Here is a 22958-nt window from a genome sequence, read left to right on the forward strand (position 1 = left end):
ATAATGGATATATTCTCTTGAGGTAGAATAAATTTGTATTGAAGAATAGAAAACTATACAAGATAAGACAAAACAAGATAAGACAAATATTTTTCGAGAGGGTAGATTACAATTATAATAACTAAGACAAACAAAATGCGAAACCACATTCTTGATCGGATAATAATGTTAGTATTATTATTCGCTATTACAACAATTACATTTACTTCACATGCACAGGTTACTATTGGTTCGGGATCGGTTCCGGAGAAAGGGGCATTACTAGAATTAAAAGAGAAAACAGCATCGAATCCTGATAAAGATGATGTTCTTACGCTAGAAAACTCTGATAGAGGGCTATTATTTCCAAAAGTATCTTTGAAGGCATGGAACAAATTGACTCCGCTTTACGGAGGGAAACTCAATACAGGTACTGGTGTCTGGGGCGATGATTCTACGGCAGATGAAAAGTTAAGAGCCACCGGTATGATTGTTTACAATATAAATACTGATGCCGTAGACCTGGAAGAAGGCCTCTATATGTGGCGTATCGAAGAGTGGGTTAAACTATCGGGAGGAATGGGGCAAGCTCAGTTCGATCCGTTAGCCTGTAGTAATATCGAACCTATGGGTACATATATTGAAAGAAAAGCAACAACAGGCGATAATTATCTTTTATTGAAAGTGAATGTAATTAAACCCGGTACTTTTGCCATTAGTGTAACCTCCGGTAACGGCTACAATTTCTACCTGTCAGGTGTGATACTCGAAAAAGGACCCGTAACTCTGCAGATTCCAAGTCAGGGAACCCCTATAAATGTACAGATTGATAAATTAAAGTTTGATGGTATAGAACTGCTTGCCGGCTGTGAACCTGAAATAGAGGTTGTCACAAACGCAGCAAATTATGACATGAACTGTTTTAATACTAAAGTCAATGGAGAATACAGAAAAGGCCATGTTTTAGATGCAACTAATACAATAACTTTGTTAGTAAATGTAAGAACAGCAGGGTCTTATGCAATAAAAACGCCTGTGGTGAACGGAGTCAGTTTTACAGCCAGTGGCGAATGGACTTCTGCACAAATAGGCATGCAACCTGTTACAATGATGGGAATGGGAACACCAACGGTTAATTTCGATTTTCCTATCGATATTATCTCAAATTCACCACAGGGAAATACTAAGTGTTCTGCTACGGTTCCTATTATTTTACCTAGGTTAAAGTTAGGTATTATCGGACAATATTATAGTGCCGGAATTAATGGGAGTTGGTATTCATGGTGGTCTAATACTGTTAGATTCAAAGCTCTGAATTCTTCGGCTAATTTTGGAGCCACACAGGGTGTTGTCAAAACAGATGGTTTTGAAACGTTATGGCAAACGGCCAGCGCCACTGAGGCCGTAACTCATTTGGCATCGACTAATAAACCTGATATTATTCTTTATTATTCATGGGAAGCACCTAATAGCGCAGGGTTGACCAGTGCATTAGCCAAATATGTAAATGACGGTGGTGTTTTGGTCTTTGCATCCAATTCTGCTGGCAATGGTAATAATTCAAGTACCAGCTATAGTAATGGTTTGTACACTGCTCAAAAGCTTGTAGAAGGTATTTTTGGGTCGGGAATTTACCTGGGATGGCAGGACGGCGGAGGGAATGATGACAATTATTATATAAATAATTTGCCCAATGATCCTGTTGTAAACGGGCCTTTCGGAAATCTGGCCGGTAAACTATGGGGAGAAGATAATGATACAAATGGTACAGTAATAGCGTATAATCTGCCGCCCAATTCTGTACAGGTATGCTCTGCTCAGTCAATAAAGCTTCATCAGGGCGTTAATCCTAAATTTTCTACGGTATGGTATAACGAATCCAAAAATTTCTTCATGTTCGGAGATACTTTCGGTGCAACAGCTCCGGGATATGACGGACAGTCTGATGCGGGAGGATTTCCTGCCTATTACGACAGTAATCTAAGACCTCAACCGAAACAATATAGTAATGCTAATTATACTGCACCTAATATTCCATGGGTATATAATTCGGCATTGGAAATGAATGTAATGGCATGGGCAGTACTAAAAGCTGTAAATAGTGGGATAAATCCACATTAATCTGATCTCGTGGAGAAGAATGGTCTCTGGTTTGTAAATGTAATTTTGATGTCTTCTAGTTAATTTATTTATCATAAGTCAGTAATTGTTTGAGAAAATTGTTACTGGTGGAGACCATTATTTTATTATTAAGCACTATGTGTATGCAATGTAAGAAAAAAAGGAATGATGATTCATTCCTTTTTATATTTACTTGTGCAAATAAATTGTATGTTACTCGCTTGCTGCTTTTTTATTTATAGAACCTTCTGCCAGTTCAGTAAGCGTAACATCTGTATCTTTTTCGTTTTGGAGTGTCTGTTCCAGTAATTTTACCACTTGCTGATTCTTCAGATAGCGTGCGAAGATTCTTAAAGTACCATATGTAGCAATTTCATAATGCTCGACTTTCTGTGCTGCCAGAATCAGGCCGGCATCGCGTACAAAAGTATCTTTTTCAGTGTCGTCTATAATGCTGTTTGCTTCTTTTAGCAAACCGTCCATTGCGTCGCATTTCTTTTCTTCCGCTTTTTTGCCCAACAGTTCAAACACTTGTTCCAATGTTTTGATATGCCCTTCGGTTTCTTTTGTATGTTTTTCGAATGCCTGAGCCAATTCAGGACTTGTGGCTGCTTTCTGCATTTTTGGTAATGCTTTCGCCAGATGGTTTTCTGCCCAGTAAATGTCTTTTAATTCATCAACAAAGAATTCGTGAAACTCTGAATTTTGCATATTCTCTTTCTTTTCCATAACTAAGTAATTTAAATTTGATTTAATAAAAAAGTTCAACTGCTGTATTCACAGTTGAACTTTGCAGTTTTTAAACTTTAAAGAATTATTTCTTTGAAGAAGAATTCTTTTTTGTGTCTGTTTTAGAAGCTGTCGGAGTTGTGCTTTTGTGAGTTGAATTTTTCTCGTGAGTTGCACTTGTCTTAGCTGTACTGCTTTTAGATTTGTTTTTTGATTCCATAACTAACATTTTTAATTTATAAACATATTAAAGTTTACCGCTTTAATTACATATTATAAACAAGAAAATACTAGCTAAGTTTGTGATTAATAGTTAAATATTGAGTTGTAAAATATTAATATAACTAAATAGCCGAAGGCAGATGGTATTAATTTGAAACGTTATGTAATTTTTTATGATAAAAAAATACTGTGATGAGGTAGGGTAAAGTGTGTTTTTTTTGTTTTACTTATAAATAACGGAACTATGAAAAACGAATTACCCGATATAAATCAAATTATCATCCGTTATCTCGACGGCTCAGCGTCATTGAATGAAAAAATGATAATGCTCGAATGGCTTAAGTTGTCGGACGATAACAGAACTGATTTCGTAAACACCCGCGATTTGTGGCTTTCGTGTAATGTGGCTGCTCAAAATGAATTAGAGGTAGATATTGCACTGGGAAAACTAAAAAATCGTATTCAGGAAGAACAAGAACGTTTGCAAAAAAGATCGATCAACAAGATTAACGACCGGATCATCCCTTTTAAGCGACTAATACAAGTTGCAGCGGTAGCATTAATTTTAATAGCAACCGGTTTCGGGCTGGGTAAATGGCAGACTGATTTGAAACCGGCTCATACTGTAGATACTCAACACCAATTAATAACAGCTAAAGGCAGTAAAGGAAAATTTGAACTCCCCGACGGCTCTGTCGTTTGGCTGAATTCAGAAACTAAACTTATTTATCCTGAAATATTTGCAGCAGACTGTAGACAAGTAGTTTTGGAAGGGGCAGCTTATTTTGAAGTAGCAAAGGATGCAAAGAAACCTTTCATTGTAAAAACAGGGGATCTTTCAATCGAAGTATTAGGTACTACATTTAATGTAGATAATTACGCTGTTGGTGATTATATTCAAACAGCGTTGCTGAGTGGTAGCGTGAAAATATCGGGCGAAAATATCCAAAGACCTGTTTTACTAAAGCCTGATGAATTATTTTCTTACCGAAAGTCTGACCAAAAAACTGCTGTCGAAAAAGTAAAATCTGGTCTATATGCAGACTGGATCAAAGATAAGCTAGTATTTGATAACGATTATCTGGCCGATATCTTAATCAGTATGGAAGGCAGATATAATATGCAGATACTGTGCCCGGAAAAATTTGCATCAAAAACACGACTGTCTTTCACTATTCATCAGGAAAGCATTGAGGAAATTATGAATGCGATGGAAAGAATCATACCGATCAAATACCGGTTGGTAGATAATAAAATTTATATAGAATTGAAATAATGATAGTACTAACCTCAAATCTTTTTTACTATGAAGCACTGATTTAATCTATTACGAAAATAGGTAAATGCGCCAACATTTACCTATTTATTAAATTTCTAATTAAAAACTACCTCTTACTTGTTACGTAGCGGGGTAATTGTTTAACCTAAAATCAGATAAAATTATGAATTATTTTTATAAGGAAAGTGTTTTATCTCTTTTCTTAACAAAAAAAAGCAGACGGGTCATGAAGCTTGTTCTATTTATGTTAACCGTTGTACTGGTAAATGTTTCTGCCACGACCTATGCCCAAACCACAAGAATAAGTCTGGAAATGACAAACTCTACCGTGAAAGAGGTCTTAAAAGAAATAGAAAGAAAAAGCGATCTTACTTTTTTCTACAGCGATGATGCGATCAATACTACACGTAGAGTCAATGTAAAAGCGAGTAATAAACCGATAAATGAAATCTTATCGGAGATTCTTCCAGATTGCGCTTACAAGGTGGATAATAAGAAAATAATCTTAACACAGAAACCTGCCCCAATAGTACAGCAACAGAGAAAAATAACCGGTACGGTAGTCGATCCTAATAATGAAGCGCTCATTGGAGCAAACGTATCTGTGAAAGGGACGACTAACGGAACAATGACCGATGAGGATGGTAATTTCTCTCTGGAGGTTCCTCAAAATGCGACGTTGCTAGTGTCTTATGTAGGTTATGAAACAAAAGAGATTGCTATCGGAGCAGAAAACAATATAAAGATTACTTTGCTGGAAAACAACAGAGCTTTAACAGAGGTGGTTGTAACAGCTTTGGGTATCAAGCGTGAAGAAAAATCGCTCGGCTATGCAATCGATAAGATTGATGGTTCTAAAATCCTTGCTGGAGGCCAAACCAATATGGCTCTTGGATTAGCTGGTAAGATACCGGGTGTTCAGATCGCTGCCTCTTCAAGTGGTATGGACGGAACTCCACGTGTAGTTATTCGTGGTATTTCATCATTATCGAATGACAACTCTCCGTTGTGGGTAGTCAATGGCATCCCGCAGCAGACCAATCGCGTATTGAACGAATCATTATGGGCACCGAGTGGTTTCAATGACTGGGGTAATCCGTTATCAGATATAAATCCTAATGATATAGAAGAGGTGAGTGTCCTGAAAGGTGCCGCAGCTACCGCGTTGTATGGTTCGCGTGCTTCTAACGGAGCCATTCTGGTAACTACCAAGAAAGGAGCGGTAGATCAGAAGGGTTGGAAAATGTCATTAAGCCACACTACTACATTCAGCAGGCCGTTAATTCTACCAAAATATCAAACTATGTACGGTATGGGAACAGGGGGCGAATATGAATATGTAGACGGTAAAGGAAATGGTATCGGAGAGTTTAGTAACAGTTTTGGTCCCAGCTTTATTGATCCGGCTACCGGAAATTATCGTAAAATTGCACAATTTGACTCGCCGATAGATCCGGTTACAGGCAAACGAATACCTACAGACTGGATGCCTTATGGAGATAACTTTAAAAACTTCTATGAAACAGGTCTTGATGTTAACACTACAGTTGCTGCATCATATGTAAATGAATTAACCAATACACGTATTTCACTTTCACATAATAAAGTGAATGATATCGTCCCTAATTCCGAATTAACACGCATTGGCGGGAGTGTCAACTCTGAGATAAAGCTGGGTAATCGGTTGAAAGTAGATGTGATGATGCTGATGTCACAGATGGATTCCCCTAGTCGTTCGGGACAGGGTGGAGGAAGTACTACGGAGGGAATGATGTGGTTTCCTAATAGTATCGATATCCGTCAGTTTAAAAATAATTATAAAGATGAATTCGGTGAACCTCGTACATGGAAAGATGACGGAACTCCAAATCCTTATTGGAGTGTTTATGAAAATCTCAATCCGTCTACCCGTAATAAATTTACCGGAAAGATCGGCTTCACATTTGAAGTTCTTAAGGGTTTAAATCTTCAAGCAAACTTATATAATGATTATAATTCTACGGATTACGAACAAATTACGGCCAAATGGAAAAAGAATGATGGAAGATATAGCGTGGGTAACAATATGAATAAAGAATATAATGCCGATCTTTCAGTCAACTTTAATAAGCAGGTCGGCGACTTTTCGCTGGTCGCAAGTTTAGGTACGGCTATCAGAAATGAGCAGGCTCGTTATAGAACTGCTGTTACAGAAGGAGGATTACTTCGCCCGGGGGTATATAATCTGGCTAACTCTAAGCAAGAGGCTAAAACTACATATCAATATGTGGAAAAAGAAGTGCAATCTGTTATAAGCTATGTAGATATAGGCTATAAAAACTTCCTGTATTTGACTGTAACAGGACGTAATGATTGGTCATCTACGTTACCGAGCACGGATTGGTCTTACTTCTATCCGTCAGTATCGGGAAGCTTTATTTTTACCGAATTAATGAAAAACAAAAATTCAATTTTGAGTTTTGGAAAAGTTCGTGTAAACTGGGCTAAAGTAGGTAACGATACCGGCGCATATCAGCTAGGACGATATGTAAACCGGAGTATAGACTGGACTTCTACAGAAGGTAAGCAGGCGGTTATGGCATTTGAAAATGTATTGCCGCCGATAGGTTTGAAACCTGAACAAAAGACATCGTGGGAAATAGGAGCGGATCTACGTTTCTTAAACAACCGCATTGGACTGGATATTGCTTATTTTAATGATAAAGCCAGGAATCAAATTATCAAGACTGAAATTCCTTGGGAAGCCGGAGGCCGTCACCGTATGGTAAATGCCGGACTGTTAAAGACACGAGGAGTTGAAATCAAAGTAGATGCTAATATAATTAATACCAAAGACTTTTCTTGGGATGTGGCGGCAAACTGGTCAACAAACAAGACTAAAGTTGTAGAACTCTATCCGGGTGTAGATTTCCTTCATATTAGTGCATTCAACGGAATAGAAGTGCGTGCGATTCCGGGAGAAAATTATGGCTCTATCTGGGGATTTGTGAATATAAACGACAGTCAGGAGTTTTGGGATAAATATGGAGATAATCCGATGGTTCAGAACTTAACAAACGGCATGAAAACACCTTATAATACCGGTAAGGATTTTACAAAAGACGGGAATCCGATCAATACGGTATGGCAGGACCTTCTACCGTTAAATAAAAATACAACACCCGATTGGATGGCCGGTATAACAAACACTTTCCGGTATAAAGGATTCGATCTTAATTTTACCATAGACGTCCGTCATGGAGGATATATTGCATCTTCTTCTATCATGAGCTTTATTCAATCGGGTAAAGACGCCAGTACGGTTGCATTTAACTCGAATGGTGTAAATATACGCGAACCGATAAAAAATGGTGGAGGACTTATCTATGACGGTACAGATATCGATACTGGCAAACCTAATACAATACCGATCAATGCAGAAAGTTATTATGACGCATGGAATACACCGACTACTAAAATTCTTTATAAAGCCGATTATATAAAACTGCGAGATTTAACTATCGGATACCGGGTGCCTAAAAAGTTTCTCTCTTCGTTGGGGATAGGATTAACCAGTGCGCGTCTGGCATTTGTAGGGCGCAATTTATGGCTGATTCAAAACAATTTGCCGGGATTCGATCCGGAAACATCTACTATGGGTTCGGGTAACAGTGGTGCAGGAGTAGAATATTATTCTTTACCGTCTACGCGTAATTTAGGTTTTAATATTCAGGTTGAATTTTAATAATAAAAAATTAAAAACATGAAGAAGTTAATAATATTATTCATTGTCGGACTTTTTTTTAGTTGTACCGGCGACTTTGAAGAAATGAATACAAATCCGAATAAGCAGTCTTCGATGTCGAATAACCAGGCTGTCTTATCTGCCCAGATATATTTAGTCAGAGCATTGACTCAAACTTATGAAACCGGTTTCGGTAAATGGGTACAGTACTATACCACTAGCATAAATGCTACGCAATCTATTCACCAGAGTGATATGGATATTTTTTGGAGTTATCATGATATGCAGGTAAATCCTTTGAGAAGCATAGAGGAAGTAATGCGTAATACAGATGAAACACCTCATGCAAATTATCGCGCGATTGCCGGCATTCTTAAATCATGGGCGTATTTATATATGAGTGATTTATTGGGCTCTGTTCCTTATTTTGAGGCAACGCAAGGAGATAAGATGGGAGCGGGCGAGGACGCTTTCCGTCCGAAGTTCGATTCTCAGGAAGTAATATATAAAGATATCAATGAAAGATTAAAAGAAGCAAATAGTTCGATAGTGACTGATGCGGATAGTCCGTTGGCAATAGATAAGGGAAGTGATATCTTTGCAAAAGGCGACATGATGAAATGGCGTAAGTTTGCAAACTCGTTGCGGGCAAGAATGCTGGTACGTATGTCGGATGCAGACCCTGAATACGCAAAAAGAGAGCTTGCCGAACTATTCGGTAATCCGACACAGTTCCCTGTATTAGAATCAAATGACGAAGATTTTGGTATGACATGGCCGGGTGGTGCTGGCGAGTCCTATGCAAATGATCTGGCAGAGGAACTCCGCAGAAATGAATATACATGGCCTGCAGCTTCGGGGCTGGTCAATATGTTCGGACGTCTGAACGATCCTCGCATGGAAGTTTACTTCGAACCGGGTAAGTCGAGCCTGAAAAAAGGAGATATGCGTTATGTTGGAGCTCCGATGGCTATGAATATCGAATTATATTCTCCTTTGAAACGGGATACGATAAGTCAGGTAAATGTGCGTTTTGCAAAATATGATTGCAAGAAATATGTGCTTACTTATGCGGAATTGATGTTTATAAAAGCAGAAGCTGCCTTAAAAGGCATGATTGCAGGCGACGCGAATCAATTCTACCAATCCGGTATCCGTGCCAATATGAACAAGTTTGATATCCCTCAGACTGAAATAGATACTTATCTGGCGCAGAATGAAGTGAAACTTACTGCTCAGAACGGATTGGAACAAATTATTACTCAGCGTTATATAGCTATGTTCTTTCAGGCAAGGGATATCTACCCGGAAATAAGAAGAACAGGTTATCCGGTACTTGATTATTTCAAGGTAGGAACCAACGCGGCTGATATAGCAAAAGGATATCCTGAAAAACACTTCTATCCGGGTTCGTCTGATACGCGTCGCAAAGAATATCAGGATGCAATGGGTATAACCGGTAATACGATGTGGGAATGTAAACTGTGGTTTGCTTCGAAGCGCACACGCGACGTTACATCTTATACCGATGTGGCTCCTACAGGTTTGACTGTATGGCGTAAAGTCGGCGGTAAATATGTTTCGGAAATAGAACCGTACGAAAAGAAATAAATTTATTCATAGTATCATCAGGAGGCGTATAGGCGTCTCCTGATTTGAATAATTTTATTTGTCTTATCTATTCTTAATCATTTTTTTAATGCGTATATGAAATAAAATCTCTATCTTCAACGGTGGAGAGTAGAGACTTTCATAGATAAACAATCTAAATTATGAAACAAATAATAGTATTTTTATGTACTTGTTTATTTGTGCAAATGCCCATTATAGCACAAGAAACAGTACAGGTAGTCCCATTTCCTAAGTATGTGAATATAGAGGAATCAAATTCATTCATTTTACAGAATAATTTTAGTGTTTCTGCAGAGAAAACACTTAAGCCATTGTGTGATTTATTTATCGATAATGCAAAAACTTTATATCAGGTAGAGGGGACTGTTCAACAGAAAAAAGCTTCTGTTCAGTTCAAAATCGATAACCGATTGGCTGAGGAAGAATATACAATAGAAATCTTACCGGAAAAAGTAACTGTTGCAGGCAGAGATTATCACAGTGTGAATATGGGCGTCACCACTTTATTGCAACTGATAACAAAGCAAAATTATAAATGTATAATTCCGTGTGGCGCGATAAAAGATCAGCCGGAAGTTGGCTACCGTTGTTTTATGCTCGATGTAGCACGTCAACCGGTTGAGCTGGAAACTATAAAGCAATGTGTAGAGTTGTGCCGATGGTATAAAATCCGTTATATGCAAATTCATTTGACTGATGATCAGTTATTCACTTTTCCGTCAAAAGCATATCCGCAATTAGCAGATAAGGGAATCGCTTATACGACGGAGGAATTGAAAAACTTGGTTACTTTTGCCAAAGACAGGGGGGTGATTATTATTCCTGAATTTGATTTGCCGGGACACTCCACACTTATGCGGAAAAGAATGCCCGAGTTGTTTGGTGATGAAAAAATGTATATTATCGATATCACTAAAGAAGAAGCCTGTGTCGCTGTAGAAACCATAATAAAGGAGATGATGGACGTCTTCTATACTTCTCCTTATTTCCATATCGGAGGCGATGAGGCTTGGTTAGGCGAATTTGAAAAAAGAGAACACGTACAGGCATATGTCAAAGAAAAAGGATATGACGATGCACATGATATTTATTGGGAATTCATTGTACGCTTACACAACTTTGTGAAAAAGAATGGAAAACAAACCATTGTATGGGAAAGTTTCCCGGGTAGTGGAAGCGCCAAAGTTGACATACCTAAGGATATATTGGTAATAGCATGGGAAACTGCTTATCAGGTTCCAGAAAGCTTGCTTAACCATGGATATACCATTATCAATGCTTCTTGGAAACCAAACTATATCACACCGGGTATACGGTGGAGTCCCGAGAAAATCTATAGTATGAATATCCGGAGATGGGAAAACCATTGGAATGCGGCGCCTTCCTATAAATCGCCTATCCAATTACCGAAGTATGCTCCTGTATTAGGGGGGCAAATGTGTTCATGGGAAATGAACGACCAGTCGCAAATCAGTAGTTTGCATCAACGTATTCCGGCATTCAGTGAGGTTATATGGAATGGTGAATCAAAAAAGGATTATGAAGATTATTTGAAAAGGTATCGGTCGACAGATGAAAAATTTATGCAGTTGTTATTCCCTGTAAAACAGAATCGACAAGGATTTAACGGAGAAGATGTTTTGTATGGTTTGGATAGTGACCTCGAGAATAGCTTCGCGAATACCGCTTCTGTTAAGTTTGAGCCTATGAATCCTGAACATATTATAACCTTTACGACAGACGGAACTATGCCGACTGCAAACTCAGATAAATTCATTCAACTTCAGTTGGATGATAGTAAAAATGTACGTTTCGGCATTTTCAATAAGGATAATCAATTAGTTGGATATAAGAATATAGACTATCAGCTGAGACCTTTTACTGTAAGCTATCAGGGTTATTTGCATCCGGTAAGAGACCGTATTCTCAACCGTCAGAAAGAGATTTTTACAGATAAATTATTGGTGAATATTGCAGTTCATAAGTCCGGTGCAGTTGTACGATATACAATGGATGGAACGAATCCGATTTCAACATCTTCGATATACGAGAAACCTATTTTAGTGGATACGAATCTAAAAATAAGAATTCAGGCTTTTGTGAATGATCAACCTATAGGGCAACAGTTTGTCTGTGACTACGAGCAGTTCGTAAAGTAAATAGCTTAGATATATGAAAAACAACATACTGATTATATTAATATTCTTCTCTCAATTATTTTTTCTAAGCTGCGATACCGGTAATAAATCGACTCCTGCAGGCGATTTGGCAAAAAGGTTATTAAACGAACGCGCTGATAATTTCATTTTCGAAACAATCGAAAGTGCCGACGGATCAGATGTATTTGAAATCGAGGCCAAAGGAGAAAAAATAGTTATCGGAGGAAATAAGGAATTGACTAAAGCAACCGGCTTGAATTATTATCTGGAAAATTTCTGTAAATGTCAGGTTTCGCTGAATTATAACCAATTGAATTTACCTGAGAAATTGCCTTTGCCGACAGAAAAAATCAGAATCAAAACACCATTCGAGTATCGGTATATTTTCAATTATTGCACATTCGGTTATACTATGCCTTGGTGGAATTTTGACTGCTGGGAAAAGATGATTGATTATATGGCTCTCAAAGGAATTAATATGCCATTGGCAATTATCGGACAGGAAGCTGTATGGACAGAGGTATATAAAGAACTCGGTGTTAACCGCGAAGATTTGGATAGTTTTTTTGTCGGTCCTGCGCATCTGCCTTGGGGATGGATGGGTAATATAGACGGAGTAGCCGGGCCTTTGCCTCAATCGTGGATAGATAAACGTATTTTATTGCAAAAACAGATTCTCGAACGTCAACGCTCTTTAGGTATGACACCCGTATTGCAGGCTTTTACAGGACATGTACCAAAGGAGTTGAAACAGATTTATCCCGATGCTAAAATTATGCAGATAGATTCGTGGGCAGGGATTCCGGGAACATATTTTTTAGACCCGTCCGATCCATTGTTTACTAAAATAGGATCACTATTTATTAAGAAACAGACAGAACTATTTGGTACTGACCATCTATATGATGCCGATTGTTTCATTGAAGTAGATCCGCCGAGTAAAGATCCTGAATTTCTTGAAAAAACAAGCCGCGCGATTTATGAATCGATGGCTTCTGTAGATAAAGATGCAAAATGGATTTTACAAGGATGGTTCTTCTATTTCCGTCAGGGCTTTTGGCAAAAAGAGCAAGGGGAAGCATTCTTTCGGGGGATACCAAAGGATAAAGCGATTGTTATAGACCTATACGGAGAAAAAAATCCGACATGGGACAAAACAGACAGCTTTTACGGGCAGCCATGGATATGGTGTGTAATCTGTAATGAAGATCAGAAAGTGAATATGAGCGGCCACCTTCATGCTATGCAGGAACAATTCGACAGGGCATGGCAGTCTGAAAAGGATAATAACCTGAAAGGAATAGGCGTAATTCCCGAAGGAATAGGCTATAACCCTGTAGTGCAGGATTACATATTCTCGAAAGCATGGAAACCCGAAAGTGGCGATTTGAATAAATGGGTTGAAGACTATGCCGCCCGTCGCTATAGTACTCAGAACCCACAGGCACTCAAAGCATGGGATCATTTACTGAAAAGTGTATATTCCAGAACCCGTACTATGTGGTCTCCATTCATAACCACTCCGCAAATGGTTAAATTCAGTGGTAGTAAAGAGGATATCCGTCACAACCGGGTAGAATTTGCCATAACGGAAGAAGACCCGTTTGCATGGGATTTCAATGTATATGAATTGGCTGAAGCTGCAAAATGCTTGCTGGACTGTGCTGATGAACTGAAGGATGTTTCGACATACCGTTTCGACCTGACAAATGTTTATCGCGAATTATTGCATGCCTTAACTCACAAATATATTCATGAATTGTCGGTCGCTTATGATAAGAAGGATTTAAATTCTTTACAAAAAGCACGGGAGCAAATATTGAAATTGATCGACGATCTGGATACAGTTACAGGATGTGATGCCAACTTTATGTTGGGTAAATGGTTAAATGAAGCTACCGGCTGGGGAGATACTCCTGACGAAAAAGCATATTACAACCGGAATGCCCGTACTATTATCACCATATGGCAGCCTTGGGAAGACGGAGACTTGCGGGATTATGCCGGTCGTTTGTGGAATGGTTTGCTAAAAGATTACTATCGTCCGCGCTGGGTATTGTATATGGACATGATTGAAGAATCCATAAAGGCAAATAAACCGTTAGACCGGAAAGTTTTTGATAAGCAAGTTCGTAAAATGGACTTTCAATGGACTCTCGACCAGAAAAAGTATCCCGATCAACCTACTGGAGATATAGTAAAAGAAGCAAACCGTATCTGGAAAGAATATAGTTCGGTTTATACAAAAAGCAAATAGAATACTTTGATACATTAATCATATAAGCAATATAAAGTGAGGAAAATGGTATGAACAGACTATTTATTTTATTAATGGCACTTTCGTGTTTATTTGCTACATTGAATGCGCAGGAGAAAGTTTATCCGGGTGCGGATGAAAAGTCACCTTCTCGCGCGCAATATTTCAGTTGGATTAATAACACGAATGAAGGGCCTACAGAAAAACAGACACTTATCAATCTTGATTTCTTTAAATATCTGCAGGACGAATACGGCATGATATTGGATATCTACGCTTTTGATGCAGGCCTTATCGACGGAAAGAATTTTTATGGGGATATAAATTCCGCTCGTTTTAAGAAGCAGTTTCCAAACGGATTGGATGCTACATACCGAAAAGCGAAGAGTATAGGCGCCCGTTTAGGTCTATGGGGAGGACCCGACGGTTTCGGAGATACACCAGAAGAGACAGAAAGGCGTAAAGAGCAGATCATAGGATTGTGCCGCGATTATGAATGGGCGCTTTTTAAATTCGATGCGGTATGCGGCCCTCTGCGATTAGATAAGGAAGATGACTTTATCGATATGATGAAACGCTGCCGTAGTTATTCCCCCGACCTTATCTTACTGAATCATCGGTTAGGCCTCAAAAAATCCGAGCCATATGCGACAACATTTCTCTGGGGTGGGAGTGAAACATATATCGATGTACATTCTGCTAATACGACAACCGCGCCGCATAACCGTGCCGGAGCATTGTCCCGAGGATTGGTTCCGGGATTGCAGCGCCTGACAGAGGATCACGGTGTTTGCCTCTCATCCTGTCTCGATTATTGGGAAGACGATCTGATATTGCAGGCTTTCAACCGCTCTTTGATTTTAGCACCGGAGATATATGCAAACCCGTGGTTGTTAGCAGATCGTGATTTTCCTAAATTGGCGCGCATATACAATTTACATCGTAAATATGGCAAGATTTTGACGGAAGGTATAACTCTACCTGACAAATATGGCCAGTATGCAGTGTCGCGCGGAGATAAAAAGACCCGTCTGATAACTTTACGGAACCTAAGCTGGGAACTAAAAGAGATTGAAGTAAAACTCGACAGCGAAATAGGATTGACAAAAAGTTCTAAAGTACAATTGCGCTCTTATCATCCTACCGAACGGATAATCGGTACGTTCAACTATGGTGAAACTGTAAAGGTAAAAGTAGATCCTTATCGTGCAATGCTTATAGCTGCATCCACTTCGGATCAGTATGTTGAACCGGGGGTTGAGGGTATTGACTTTGAAGTAATACAGAATATTCCAAATAAGCCATTGAAAATAAAATTACTCGGAATGCCCGGATCTACCAACGAGATTAAGCTGGCTAAAGGTACTAAAGGTTCCAAAATTACTATAGATGGGGTAGAGCATGCGGATTTAGCCAAAGGAAAAACTACAACTATTTCTTTCGAAGGCAAACCGCTGAACCAACCATGCTATCGAAAACTGGTAGATTTACATGAAACGGTTATTACCGATGATGCCAGAGCATTATATGAGGCTACTGTTTTTGCCGCGGATAATAATGCGCTGGAAGTACGGTCACTGAAACGTTCGGGAGAAACTAATATACCTGAAGTAAAAGCGGCACGCGATGCCTTCTTTAATCAGTCTGCTTTTATTACACGCGGGCTTTGGGATAAGTATATGTTCGACGGAGACAGGAATACAGGCTTTTGGCCGAGTAAACGTTATGGTGTCGACCAACGGATAAAAAAAGGTTGCTTCCGCTTGGATTTAGGTCAGGAGATGAATGTGGATAGTATTGTAATCCATGTAAATAACGAATTTGAGCTGGAACCTTTGTTAATAGATGAGGGTAATTATGCCTCAATATCATCCGATTTGGCAACATGGCAGTCAACGCTGTTCCTATCCGGATTGAGAATGAATATTCCGGTACATAAAAAAATGCGTTATTTAAAGTTAAATCCTTTTCCATCGAATATACGCGAACTTGAAGTTTATGCCGGAGGTAAAAAGATTAATCCTGAAAAATTCAGGGCATCAAATCTCTTTGCAGACTCGGGACAAATGGAGTGTTTTGGAATGTGGACTAACAATTTTAAATTGGACGAGGTTGCAGATAATAGTTATATCTCGGTTGCAATAAATGGAGAACATGGAGTAGAAGGCGCCTATGCTGCATTAAAGATAGATGGTAAACTCGTAGGTTCACCTTCAAGGGCGGTATCATATCCATCTAATCCATGGGAATATATAAATGCCCGTTCAGGTTCAAATTATACATATTATTTCCCTCTCACTACTGATATGGCAGGGAAGAAAATAGAAGTATATGTTATGGGTTATGAGAAAGATAAATTGTCTTTTCAGCCGGAAGTCTGGATTTCGACTTATCCTTCACCATTCAAAGAAAAAGTATTGCTTATAGAAAGATAAATCACCAGAAGCGGCACAGGATAATAAAGTAAGTATTATTGTTCTGATTTTAAGGATGGCTATTTTGGATAATATATTCAGGATAGCCATTTTTATGCTATTCAGAGAAGACCAAATATGGCAAATATGAGAATAGGAAACAACCCTTTTTTTATCAGGTATTCCTTTAATCCAAATAGTGCTTTACTGATATGTTTTTCAACAGCTTTTATACTGATACTTAACTGTTCGGCTATTTCACGGTTTTTTAAACCGTATGTACGGCTCAGTGTAAATACTTTATGACATTGTGGGGGAAGTGTTTTTATAAAGATATTAATTTCCTGTTCTAATTCTTTCAGAAGCAGGCTTTGTTCCGAAGTCTGAATATAGGACGAAAGGTATTGTTCCAGATATTCATTTTCTTTACCTGACTTCAATGGATATGCATCACGCAATTTTTGTTTCAGTACATTCAGTGAACGATGATATACAGCTGTGAATAGATATGATTTTACCGCATCGTCCTGAAAATGAATGCTGTGACGCCTTTGCCATAATTCGAAGAAAGTGTCCTGTACAATATCTTCCGACAGGTCGGGATCATTTACAAAACGGAATGCATATGCCCTGAGCTGTTTATAATATTGATTAAATAAACGCTCTAATAGCACAAGATCCTTTACTTCTTTATCTGCCGCCATGATTTTTACTCATTGAAAAATGATAATATAATCATTAGATCAAAAAGAGTAGTTTGTATGTATGTTTTGTATTAACAAATTTATATCTCTCCTTAGCTTACTGATATTATTCAAAAATACAAAGATTATACTTAATATATACTATATAATTGAAGCAGCAGCTTATTATTTTGTATATTTTATCAAAATAAGGAATAATAATAATTTTATTTATGACGGGCAAATTGATGAGAGGGCATTATATGAAGATGTGCTTATCAATAAAAATGTATAGCGGAGCGCTTATATTCTTTAGAAAGACAGATTGTAGTTACGTTTATTTTCACAGCTGTTTTTATTTTATATGATGTATAATTAATTATCCATGATATTCGGTAGTTTTTGGATATCTGTCCACCTTGGAATGGCTGTTATGAGTATATAATCTATCACTAAAATGTCTTAATGGTCATATTATCTTAGTTATTGAACAGTATTTTTCAGAAAATGTAATAGGTTTATAATATATTTGCACCCCAGACAAGATACCATATTAAACATTTTTGACCTAATAATCATGTACTCATCTCCTACACTAAACAATAATAAGCGTATCGATATCGCCGATGTACTACGGGGTTTCGCAGTAATGGGAATTACTCTAATCCATTTCATCGAACGGTTCAGCCTCAATAGCTTTCCGGAAGAGACCAGCAACTTTCTGATGTTTACAGATAGGGTAATATGGGACAGTGTATTTTTTACTTTCTCTGGCAAAGCTTACTGCATTTTTGCATTGCTCTTCGGATTTAGTTTCTTCATACAAGATAATTCCCAGATACAAAAGGGACGGGATTTTCGGGGGCGTTTTGCATGGCGTCTGGTATTATTAATGGTTTTTGCATGTATCAATTCAACACTTTTTCCCGGCGAAATATTAGTACTTTATGCATTAGTAGGATATGTACTTATTGCCGTGTGCCGACTTTCTACCCGTACTGTCCTGCTTATAGCAATTATTCTTTTATTGCAGCCTATTGAATGGGGACAAATAATGTATGCATTCATCAATCCGGAATACGTAATTAATTCTCAATTTGATGCTCCCTACTGGGAAATTGTAAATGCAGCCCAGAAAGAAGCTTCTTTCTTTGAGTTGAGCAAAACTACAATATGGACAGGTAATGTTGCTAATATGGGCTGGATGCTTTTGCATGGAAGAGTTACGCAAACGGCAGCACTGTTTATGATAGGTATGCTAATAGGGCGCGGCAATTTATTTCCATATTCAGAAAAAAATATAAAATTTTGGATTAAAATATTCATTATTGCCGTTATTTCCTTTTTCCCTATTTACGGGTTGATGGCTATTCTCCCCGATTTTATAAATCGTGAAGCACTACTTGTGCCTTCCACCCTTATCCTAAAATCTCTTTCAAATATTGCATTTACAGGAATACTGTTTGCAGGTGTAATAATTGTTTATTACCTGACAAAATTTAAAAACGTTCTTCATTTATTGGCTTCTTATGGACGCATGAGCTTGACAAACTATCTGTCGCAATCTTTGATCGGAGCGTTCTTGTTTTACCATTGGGGTCTGGAACTTTATAAATACACCGGTATCACTGTCTGTTTCTTAATGGGTATCGGAATGTTTCTTATTCAGTTCTTCTTTAGCCGCTGGTGGATGCGTTCGCATCGACACGGCCCATTAGAATTGTTATGGAAAAAAGTGACTTGGATTAAAATAGTAAAATGATATTATTAAAGGCAATTTTGCTTTCGCGATGATTTTAACAAATCGTTATCATCTCTAAGTGGAAATAACACTAAAATTGCCCCCCATGCTCCAATATAAATTGCCCCCTTGGAGATTTTTTGTTTGTAAAAAGCCATCATTTTTGTCGGTTTTTACTAATTAAATTTCACAAATATAAACATTCCTGGTTAGGCTTTTTACGCCTTAGTGATTCACCATGTAACTCAACTCTCAGGGATTGATGTACAATCCTATCCAATACAGCATCAGCAATAGTTTTCTCCCCTATGATATCATACCATTCCTTGACCGGTATCTGGGAAGTAATCAATGTCGACTTCTTCCCGTGTCGGTCTTCTATGATATCCAGCAAGGTAACTCTTGCTTGTGAGTCAAAGGGTTGCAGGCCGAAGTCGTCCAGGATACGCACATCTGGCGTAACTTGTCCAAGGTTTTTTCATTGTTCATAATCTTAAAGTTTTAATAATTAATTTATATAATACGGTTTATTGGTAATATGGAAAAAACGGTAAAAACGACCCCTTAAAAACGGCGGAAAATGATCCCTTGAAGTTATGCCGTTCAAACAGTAAAAAGTTGTTCTCGGGATTGGGGTCTAAAAGAAGAAGATTTAAGCCCGAGTTAAACTTAATATTTATCGGTCTACCCAGGTAATGGGTCCACAGATTTTACAAAAATAGGTATAAGTCCCAACATCTCTATATTCGGACCCACATAATTTATCAGCGATACATATTTTCATTTTTAGTTTTCCTTTTTCTGATTGATTCTCCAAATAACTCTACCCTCAGGGAATGATGTACTAATCGGTCGAGTACGGCATCGGCAACTGTTTTCTCACCAATAACGTCATACCAACCTTTAACAGGGACCTGCGAAGTAATAATAGTAGATCTCTTTTGATGCCTGTCTTCTATTATATCCATCAGTATTCCCCTTGCCTGAGAGTCGAAAGCCTGCATACCGAAGTCATCCAGTATAAGCAGGTCCATCCTCTCGATACGTTTAAAGTCGTTTATAACAGAGCCTTTGACCTTTGCAATCTTCAGTTGGCTCATCAGTTTTGCAGTACTGGCATATAATACCTTATATCCATCCTGGCATGCTTTATTACCCAATGCGGTAGCCAGATAGCTCTTACCTGTTCCTGTGGGTCCGGTTATGAACAGGTCTTTACTTTCTGCGACAAACTCCAGGGCAGCTAACCGCTCAACCTGATTACGGTCCAGTCCCCGCTCAAAGGTGTAATCAATCTCTTCTATCGAAGCATTGTAACGGAATGAAGCAGCTTTAACCGCCCTTTCAATAGCCCTGTTTCGGCGGTTGTCGAACTCACTGGCCACCAGGTGTCCTATAAACTGATCCTGGGTCATTTGTTCTTTCAATGTATTTTCCAGTGATGTCTTGAAGGCGTCGTGCATACCAAAAAGGCGCATCTGACGCATTTTGTCTAATGTTTGATTGTTCATTGTTTTATTTATTAAAGGTTATTTATAATAGTCTTTCCCCCTGATATTTTCATGCTCCGGGATGTCTGCCGTTTCTTCGGGAACCTCAATAAGTTCAGACTGGGTTTTAAGTATATCCTGTATCTCAAGGAAACTATACCTGCCATAGCTGTCGGCAAGACGGCATGCGGCAGCCAGCCTGAGAGGACCTACCTTACGGGCTAAAGACAGGATGCCCGAACAGCTTTTATTAGCCTGGTCAACATAGCGCTTCTTCTCCAATACCTTACGGATGTAAAACTCGACATCTTCATTTATCTCGGCAGCCTGTTTAATAAAGGTCTCAGGTGACCATTCCAGGATAGCCTTATGCTTTGGAGACAAATGTTCAGGATTGGTTGTATGTTTAAACTCAAGGCGGTTACGGGTATGGCAAGCCACACAGGTATAGCCGTCAAATATCTCCACATCACTTGTCGTATAGGATATCTTCAGCTTTTTACCGATATAGATATAAGGGACGCTATAATAGTGGATATCTTCACGCAGACGGACATAGCCGTCTTTACCTACTGTTGCCATAATGTGCTTTTTTATCTGATAACGTATCGGATTTAGCGGACCCAATACATCGCGCTCAATCTCCTCAAAATAACTCCTGCGGGAGTAATTACGACGACTTAAAAGCTGGTAGTTATGTATCTCAAGGGCTGACCGTATAGCCGCATTCAATGACTTTAAGTCCGGACAACGCAGATGTTCTATCCGGGTAAAGATATCTTTGTATGTTAATTTTACAGCATTCTCTACTACTGATTTATCTTTAGGTTTACGCACACGGGCTGGTAGAACGGTTACGGCATAATGCTCGGCAAAACGCTCAAACTCTTCATTGAGTACCGATTCGTAACGTCCGGCTTTTGTCACGGCTGCTTTCAGGTTGTCGGGAACCATTGCCTGAGGGACCCCACCGTAATAATAAAAAGCGTTTTCACAGGCTGATATAAAATCTTCCTTTGTCTGGCTGGAAACCGCTTCTACATAAGTTAACAGGCTGCAGCCCAATATAGCTACGAAGACTTCTACCTGACGGGGAGATTCCCCATGAGGATATATCCATAATTTATCTCCTGTATAGTCGATAAACATTTTATCCCCGGCTTTATGCTCCATCCGCATCGAAGGGTTGGTAATCATCCGGTAACGCTGGATAGCCAATCGGAACTGAGTAAGTCCATAGCCATCAGGATGGTTCTGTCGATATTTATCCCATTGCTGGAGGGTAGTGGCTCCTTTACGTCCAAGTTCTTTGCAGATATCGGGCATTAAACCTTCCAATTCTTCCAGGCGGGGATTAGGTTGAAGCATACAAGCCGGTACACAAAACAGGTCGTGAAGCTCGGCATCACTTTTGCCATGAAACTCTTCGTAGGTCATTTTCAAAGAGTTCCACTTTTGAACGTATTTTTTTACTGTATTACGTGAGGTGCGAGCCATCGCTGCGATGGTCTTTAAACCCGTTTGCTCCTCATACAAACGGATAATGGTTCTAAGTTTGTTCATCTTAATTGGTATGTTCGGCATAATCTTCTGATTTTGGTCGCCGGTCAAGCTAACAAAATCTTACACTTTTAATACCATCTTTGAACAACTTTTTAACAATTACCCTTGCCGGGGTCAGTTTGAAACGTTTTTAGGGGATCACTTTCATCCGTTTTCAAGGGGTCAGTTTCGACCGTTTTTTAATGGCCATTTTCCGCCGTTTTTAAGGGGTCGTTTTTACCGTTTTTTCCACTTATCACAATAATCTGTAAAAGATATACCATTCTTATCTGCTGACACAAAATCTATAATATCCTTCACATTCCATTTGTCGGTTTCATCCTGCTTATTCAGCTTTTTATTGAACTCTCTGATTTTCTCCCAGCAATAGCCCAGAATATCTTCATCTTTTATCTCCCCGTTCTTTACTTTATCCTGAAATATATATTTATCAGTTTTAATATATCCTACCTGACGGAGTGAATTAGTTACTCTGATGTAAACAAGATAAGTTTTGTCTGCTCTGATTTTTTGAACTGTTGGTTTAAATGTTGCCATAATTTACCTTTTAAAACGTTATTGAATTAGTTTAATCAGGGCGTTTAGAAAGTCTAAACAATTTCTAAACAGACCGTCACAAATGGCTTACAAACGTCTTAGAATAGGTGTGTTTTCATGTGTTTTTATGGCTAAAAAACACAAAAAAGCGACTACTTTATTACGTAATCGCTTGATTTTCTGCTTGTAGCGGGAGGGAGAATTGAACTCCCGACCTCATGATTATGAATCATGCGCTCTAACCATCTGAGCTATCCCGCCAACTATTTGTTAGCGGGTGCAAAAATAGAAGATTATTTTTGATAATACAAGCATCATATGAAAAAATATGGGAAATATTTCCACTTCGATATGGAATATCCTCATATACAATAGAAAAATATCTAATAAAATTTAAGAATTGCATCTTTCGCCATATTATATGCCTT

13 protein-coding genes, 1 tRNA gene and 1 pseudogene are annotated in these 22958 nt (G+C 38.5%); 8 read left to right on the plus strand and 7 right to left on the minus strand.

What is annotated here, in order from left to right; translation table 11 throughout:
• Positions 1 to 165 precede the first annotated feature (165 nt).
• On the plus strand, positions 166 to 2100 hold the full coding sequence (locus tag K348_RS0113595) for a hypothetical protein (RefSeq protein ID WP_051697882.1): 1935 nt from the start codon (positions 166 to 168) through the stop codon (positions 2098 to 2100).
• 213 nt (positions 2101 to 2313) lie between these two features.
• On the opposite strand, the gene K348_RS0113600 is transcribed toward K348_RS0113595, so the two are convergent.
• Complete coding sequence (locus K348_RS0113600) at positions 2314 to 2829, minus strand: ferritin-like domain-containing protein (RefSeq protein ID WP_029905629.1); 516 nt, start codon at positions 2827 to 2829, stop codon at positions 2314 to 2316.
• Positions 2830 to 3295: 466 nt separating this feature from the next.
• Between K348_RS0113600 and K348_RS0113610 the strand changes: the two genes are divergently transcribed.
• The 6 genes from K348_RS0113610 to K348_RS0113635 all read left to right on the plus strand — a co-directional run bounded on the left by K348_RS0113610 (position 3296) and on the right by K348_RS0113635 (position 16537).
• The gene (locus K348_RS0113610; RefSeq protein WP_029905630.1) at positions 3296 to 4327 is read left to right on the plus strand and encodes a FecR family protein; all 1032 of its coding nucleotides are present in this window, start codon (positions 3296 to 3298) and stop codon (positions 4325 to 4327) included.
• 229 nt (positions 4328 to 4556) lie between these two features.
• A complete protein-coding gene (locus tag K348_RS0113615; protein WP_197027667.1) occupies positions 4557 to 8054 on the plus strand; it encodes a SusC/RagA family TonB-linked outer membrane protein in 3498 nt (1165 codons plus the stop codon).
• An 18-nt stretch (positions 8055 to 8072) separates the two neighbouring features.
• Complete coding sequence (locus tag K348_RS0113620) at positions 8073 to 9665, plus strand: SusD/RagB family nutrient-binding outer membrane lipoprotein (protein WP_029905632.1); 1593 nt, start codon at positions 8073 to 8075, stop codon at positions 9663 to 9665.
• Positions 9666 to 9826: 161 nt separating this feature from the next.
• Positions 9827 to 11845, plus strand: a complete 2019-nt coding sequence (locus K348_RS0113625) for a family 20 glycosylhydrolase (protein ID WP_081852576.1) — start codon at positions 9827 to 9829, stop codon at positions 11843 to 11845.
• 13 nt (positions 11846 to 11858) lie between these two features.
• On the plus strand, positions 11859 to 14102 hold the full coding sequence (locus tag K348_RS18515) for an alpha-N-acetylglucosaminidase (RefSeq protein WP_051697885.1): 2244 nt from the start codon (positions 11859 to 11861) through the stop codon (positions 14100 to 14102).
• Positions 14103 to 14152: 50 nt separating this feature from the next.
• Positions 14153 to 16537, plus strand: a complete 2385-nt coding sequence (locus K348_RS0113635; protein WP_156032891.1) for a hypothetical protein — start codon at positions 14153 to 14155, stop codon at positions 16535 to 16537.
• 101 nt (positions 16538 to 16638) lie between these two features.
• On the opposite strand, the gene K348_RS0113640 is transcribed toward K348_RS0113635, so the two are convergent.
• Complete coding sequence (locus K348_RS0113640; RefSeq protein WP_029905638.1) at positions 16639 to 17220, minus strand: RNA polymerase sigma-70 factor; 582 nt, start codon at positions 17218 to 17220, stop codon at positions 16639 to 16641.
• Positions 17221 to 17776: 556 nt separating this feature from the next.
• Between K348_RS0113640 and K348_RS0113650 the strand changes: the two genes are divergently transcribed.
• Positions 17777 to 18961 (plus strand): DUF418 domain-containing protein, encoded by a 1185-nt coding sequence (locus K348_RS0113650; RefSeq protein WP_029905642.1) that lies wholly within the window; start codon positions 17777 to 17779, stop codon positions 18959 to 18961.
• Between the two features lie 166 nt (positions 18962 to 19127).
• Here K348_RS0113650 and K348_RS19060 read toward each other — a convergent pair.
• The 5 genes and pseudogenes from K348_RS19060 to K348_RS0113675 all read right to left on the minus strand — a co-directional run.
• A pseudogene (locus K348_RS19060) lies at positions 19128 to 19394 on the minus strand (ATP-binding protein); the annotation flags it as partial.
• 310 nt (positions 19395 to 19704) lie between these two features.
• Positions 19705 to 20451 (minus strand): IS21-like element helper ATPase IstB, encoded by a 747-nt coding sequence (gene istB / locus K348_RS0113660; protein WP_029901791.1) that lies wholly within the window; start codon positions 20449 to 20451, stop codon positions 19705 to 19707.
• Positions 20452 to 20469: 18 nt separating this feature from the next.
• The gene (gene istA, locus K348_RS0113665; protein WP_036930072.1) at positions 20470 to 21993 is read right to left on the minus strand and encodes an IS21 family transposase; all 1524 of its coding nucleotides are present in this window, start codon (positions 21991 to 21993) and stop codon (positions 20470 to 20472) included.
• A gap of 216 nt (positions 21994 to 22209) precedes the next feature.
• Complete coding sequence (locus K348_RS0113670; protein WP_029905644.1) at positions 22210 to 22530, minus strand: hypothetical protein; 321 nt, start codon at positions 22528 to 22530, stop codon at positions 22210 to 22212.
• 187 nt (positions 22531 to 22717) lie between these two features.
• A tRNA-Met gene (locus tag K348_RS0113675) sits at positions 22718 to 22791 on the minus strand.
• Positions 22792 to 22958: the final 167 nt, after the last annotated feature.

The organism is Prevotella sp. 10(H) (assembly GCF_000711235.1).
Lineage (GTDB): Bacteria > Bacteroidota > Bacteroidia > Bacteroidales > Dysgonomonadaceae > Dysgonomonas.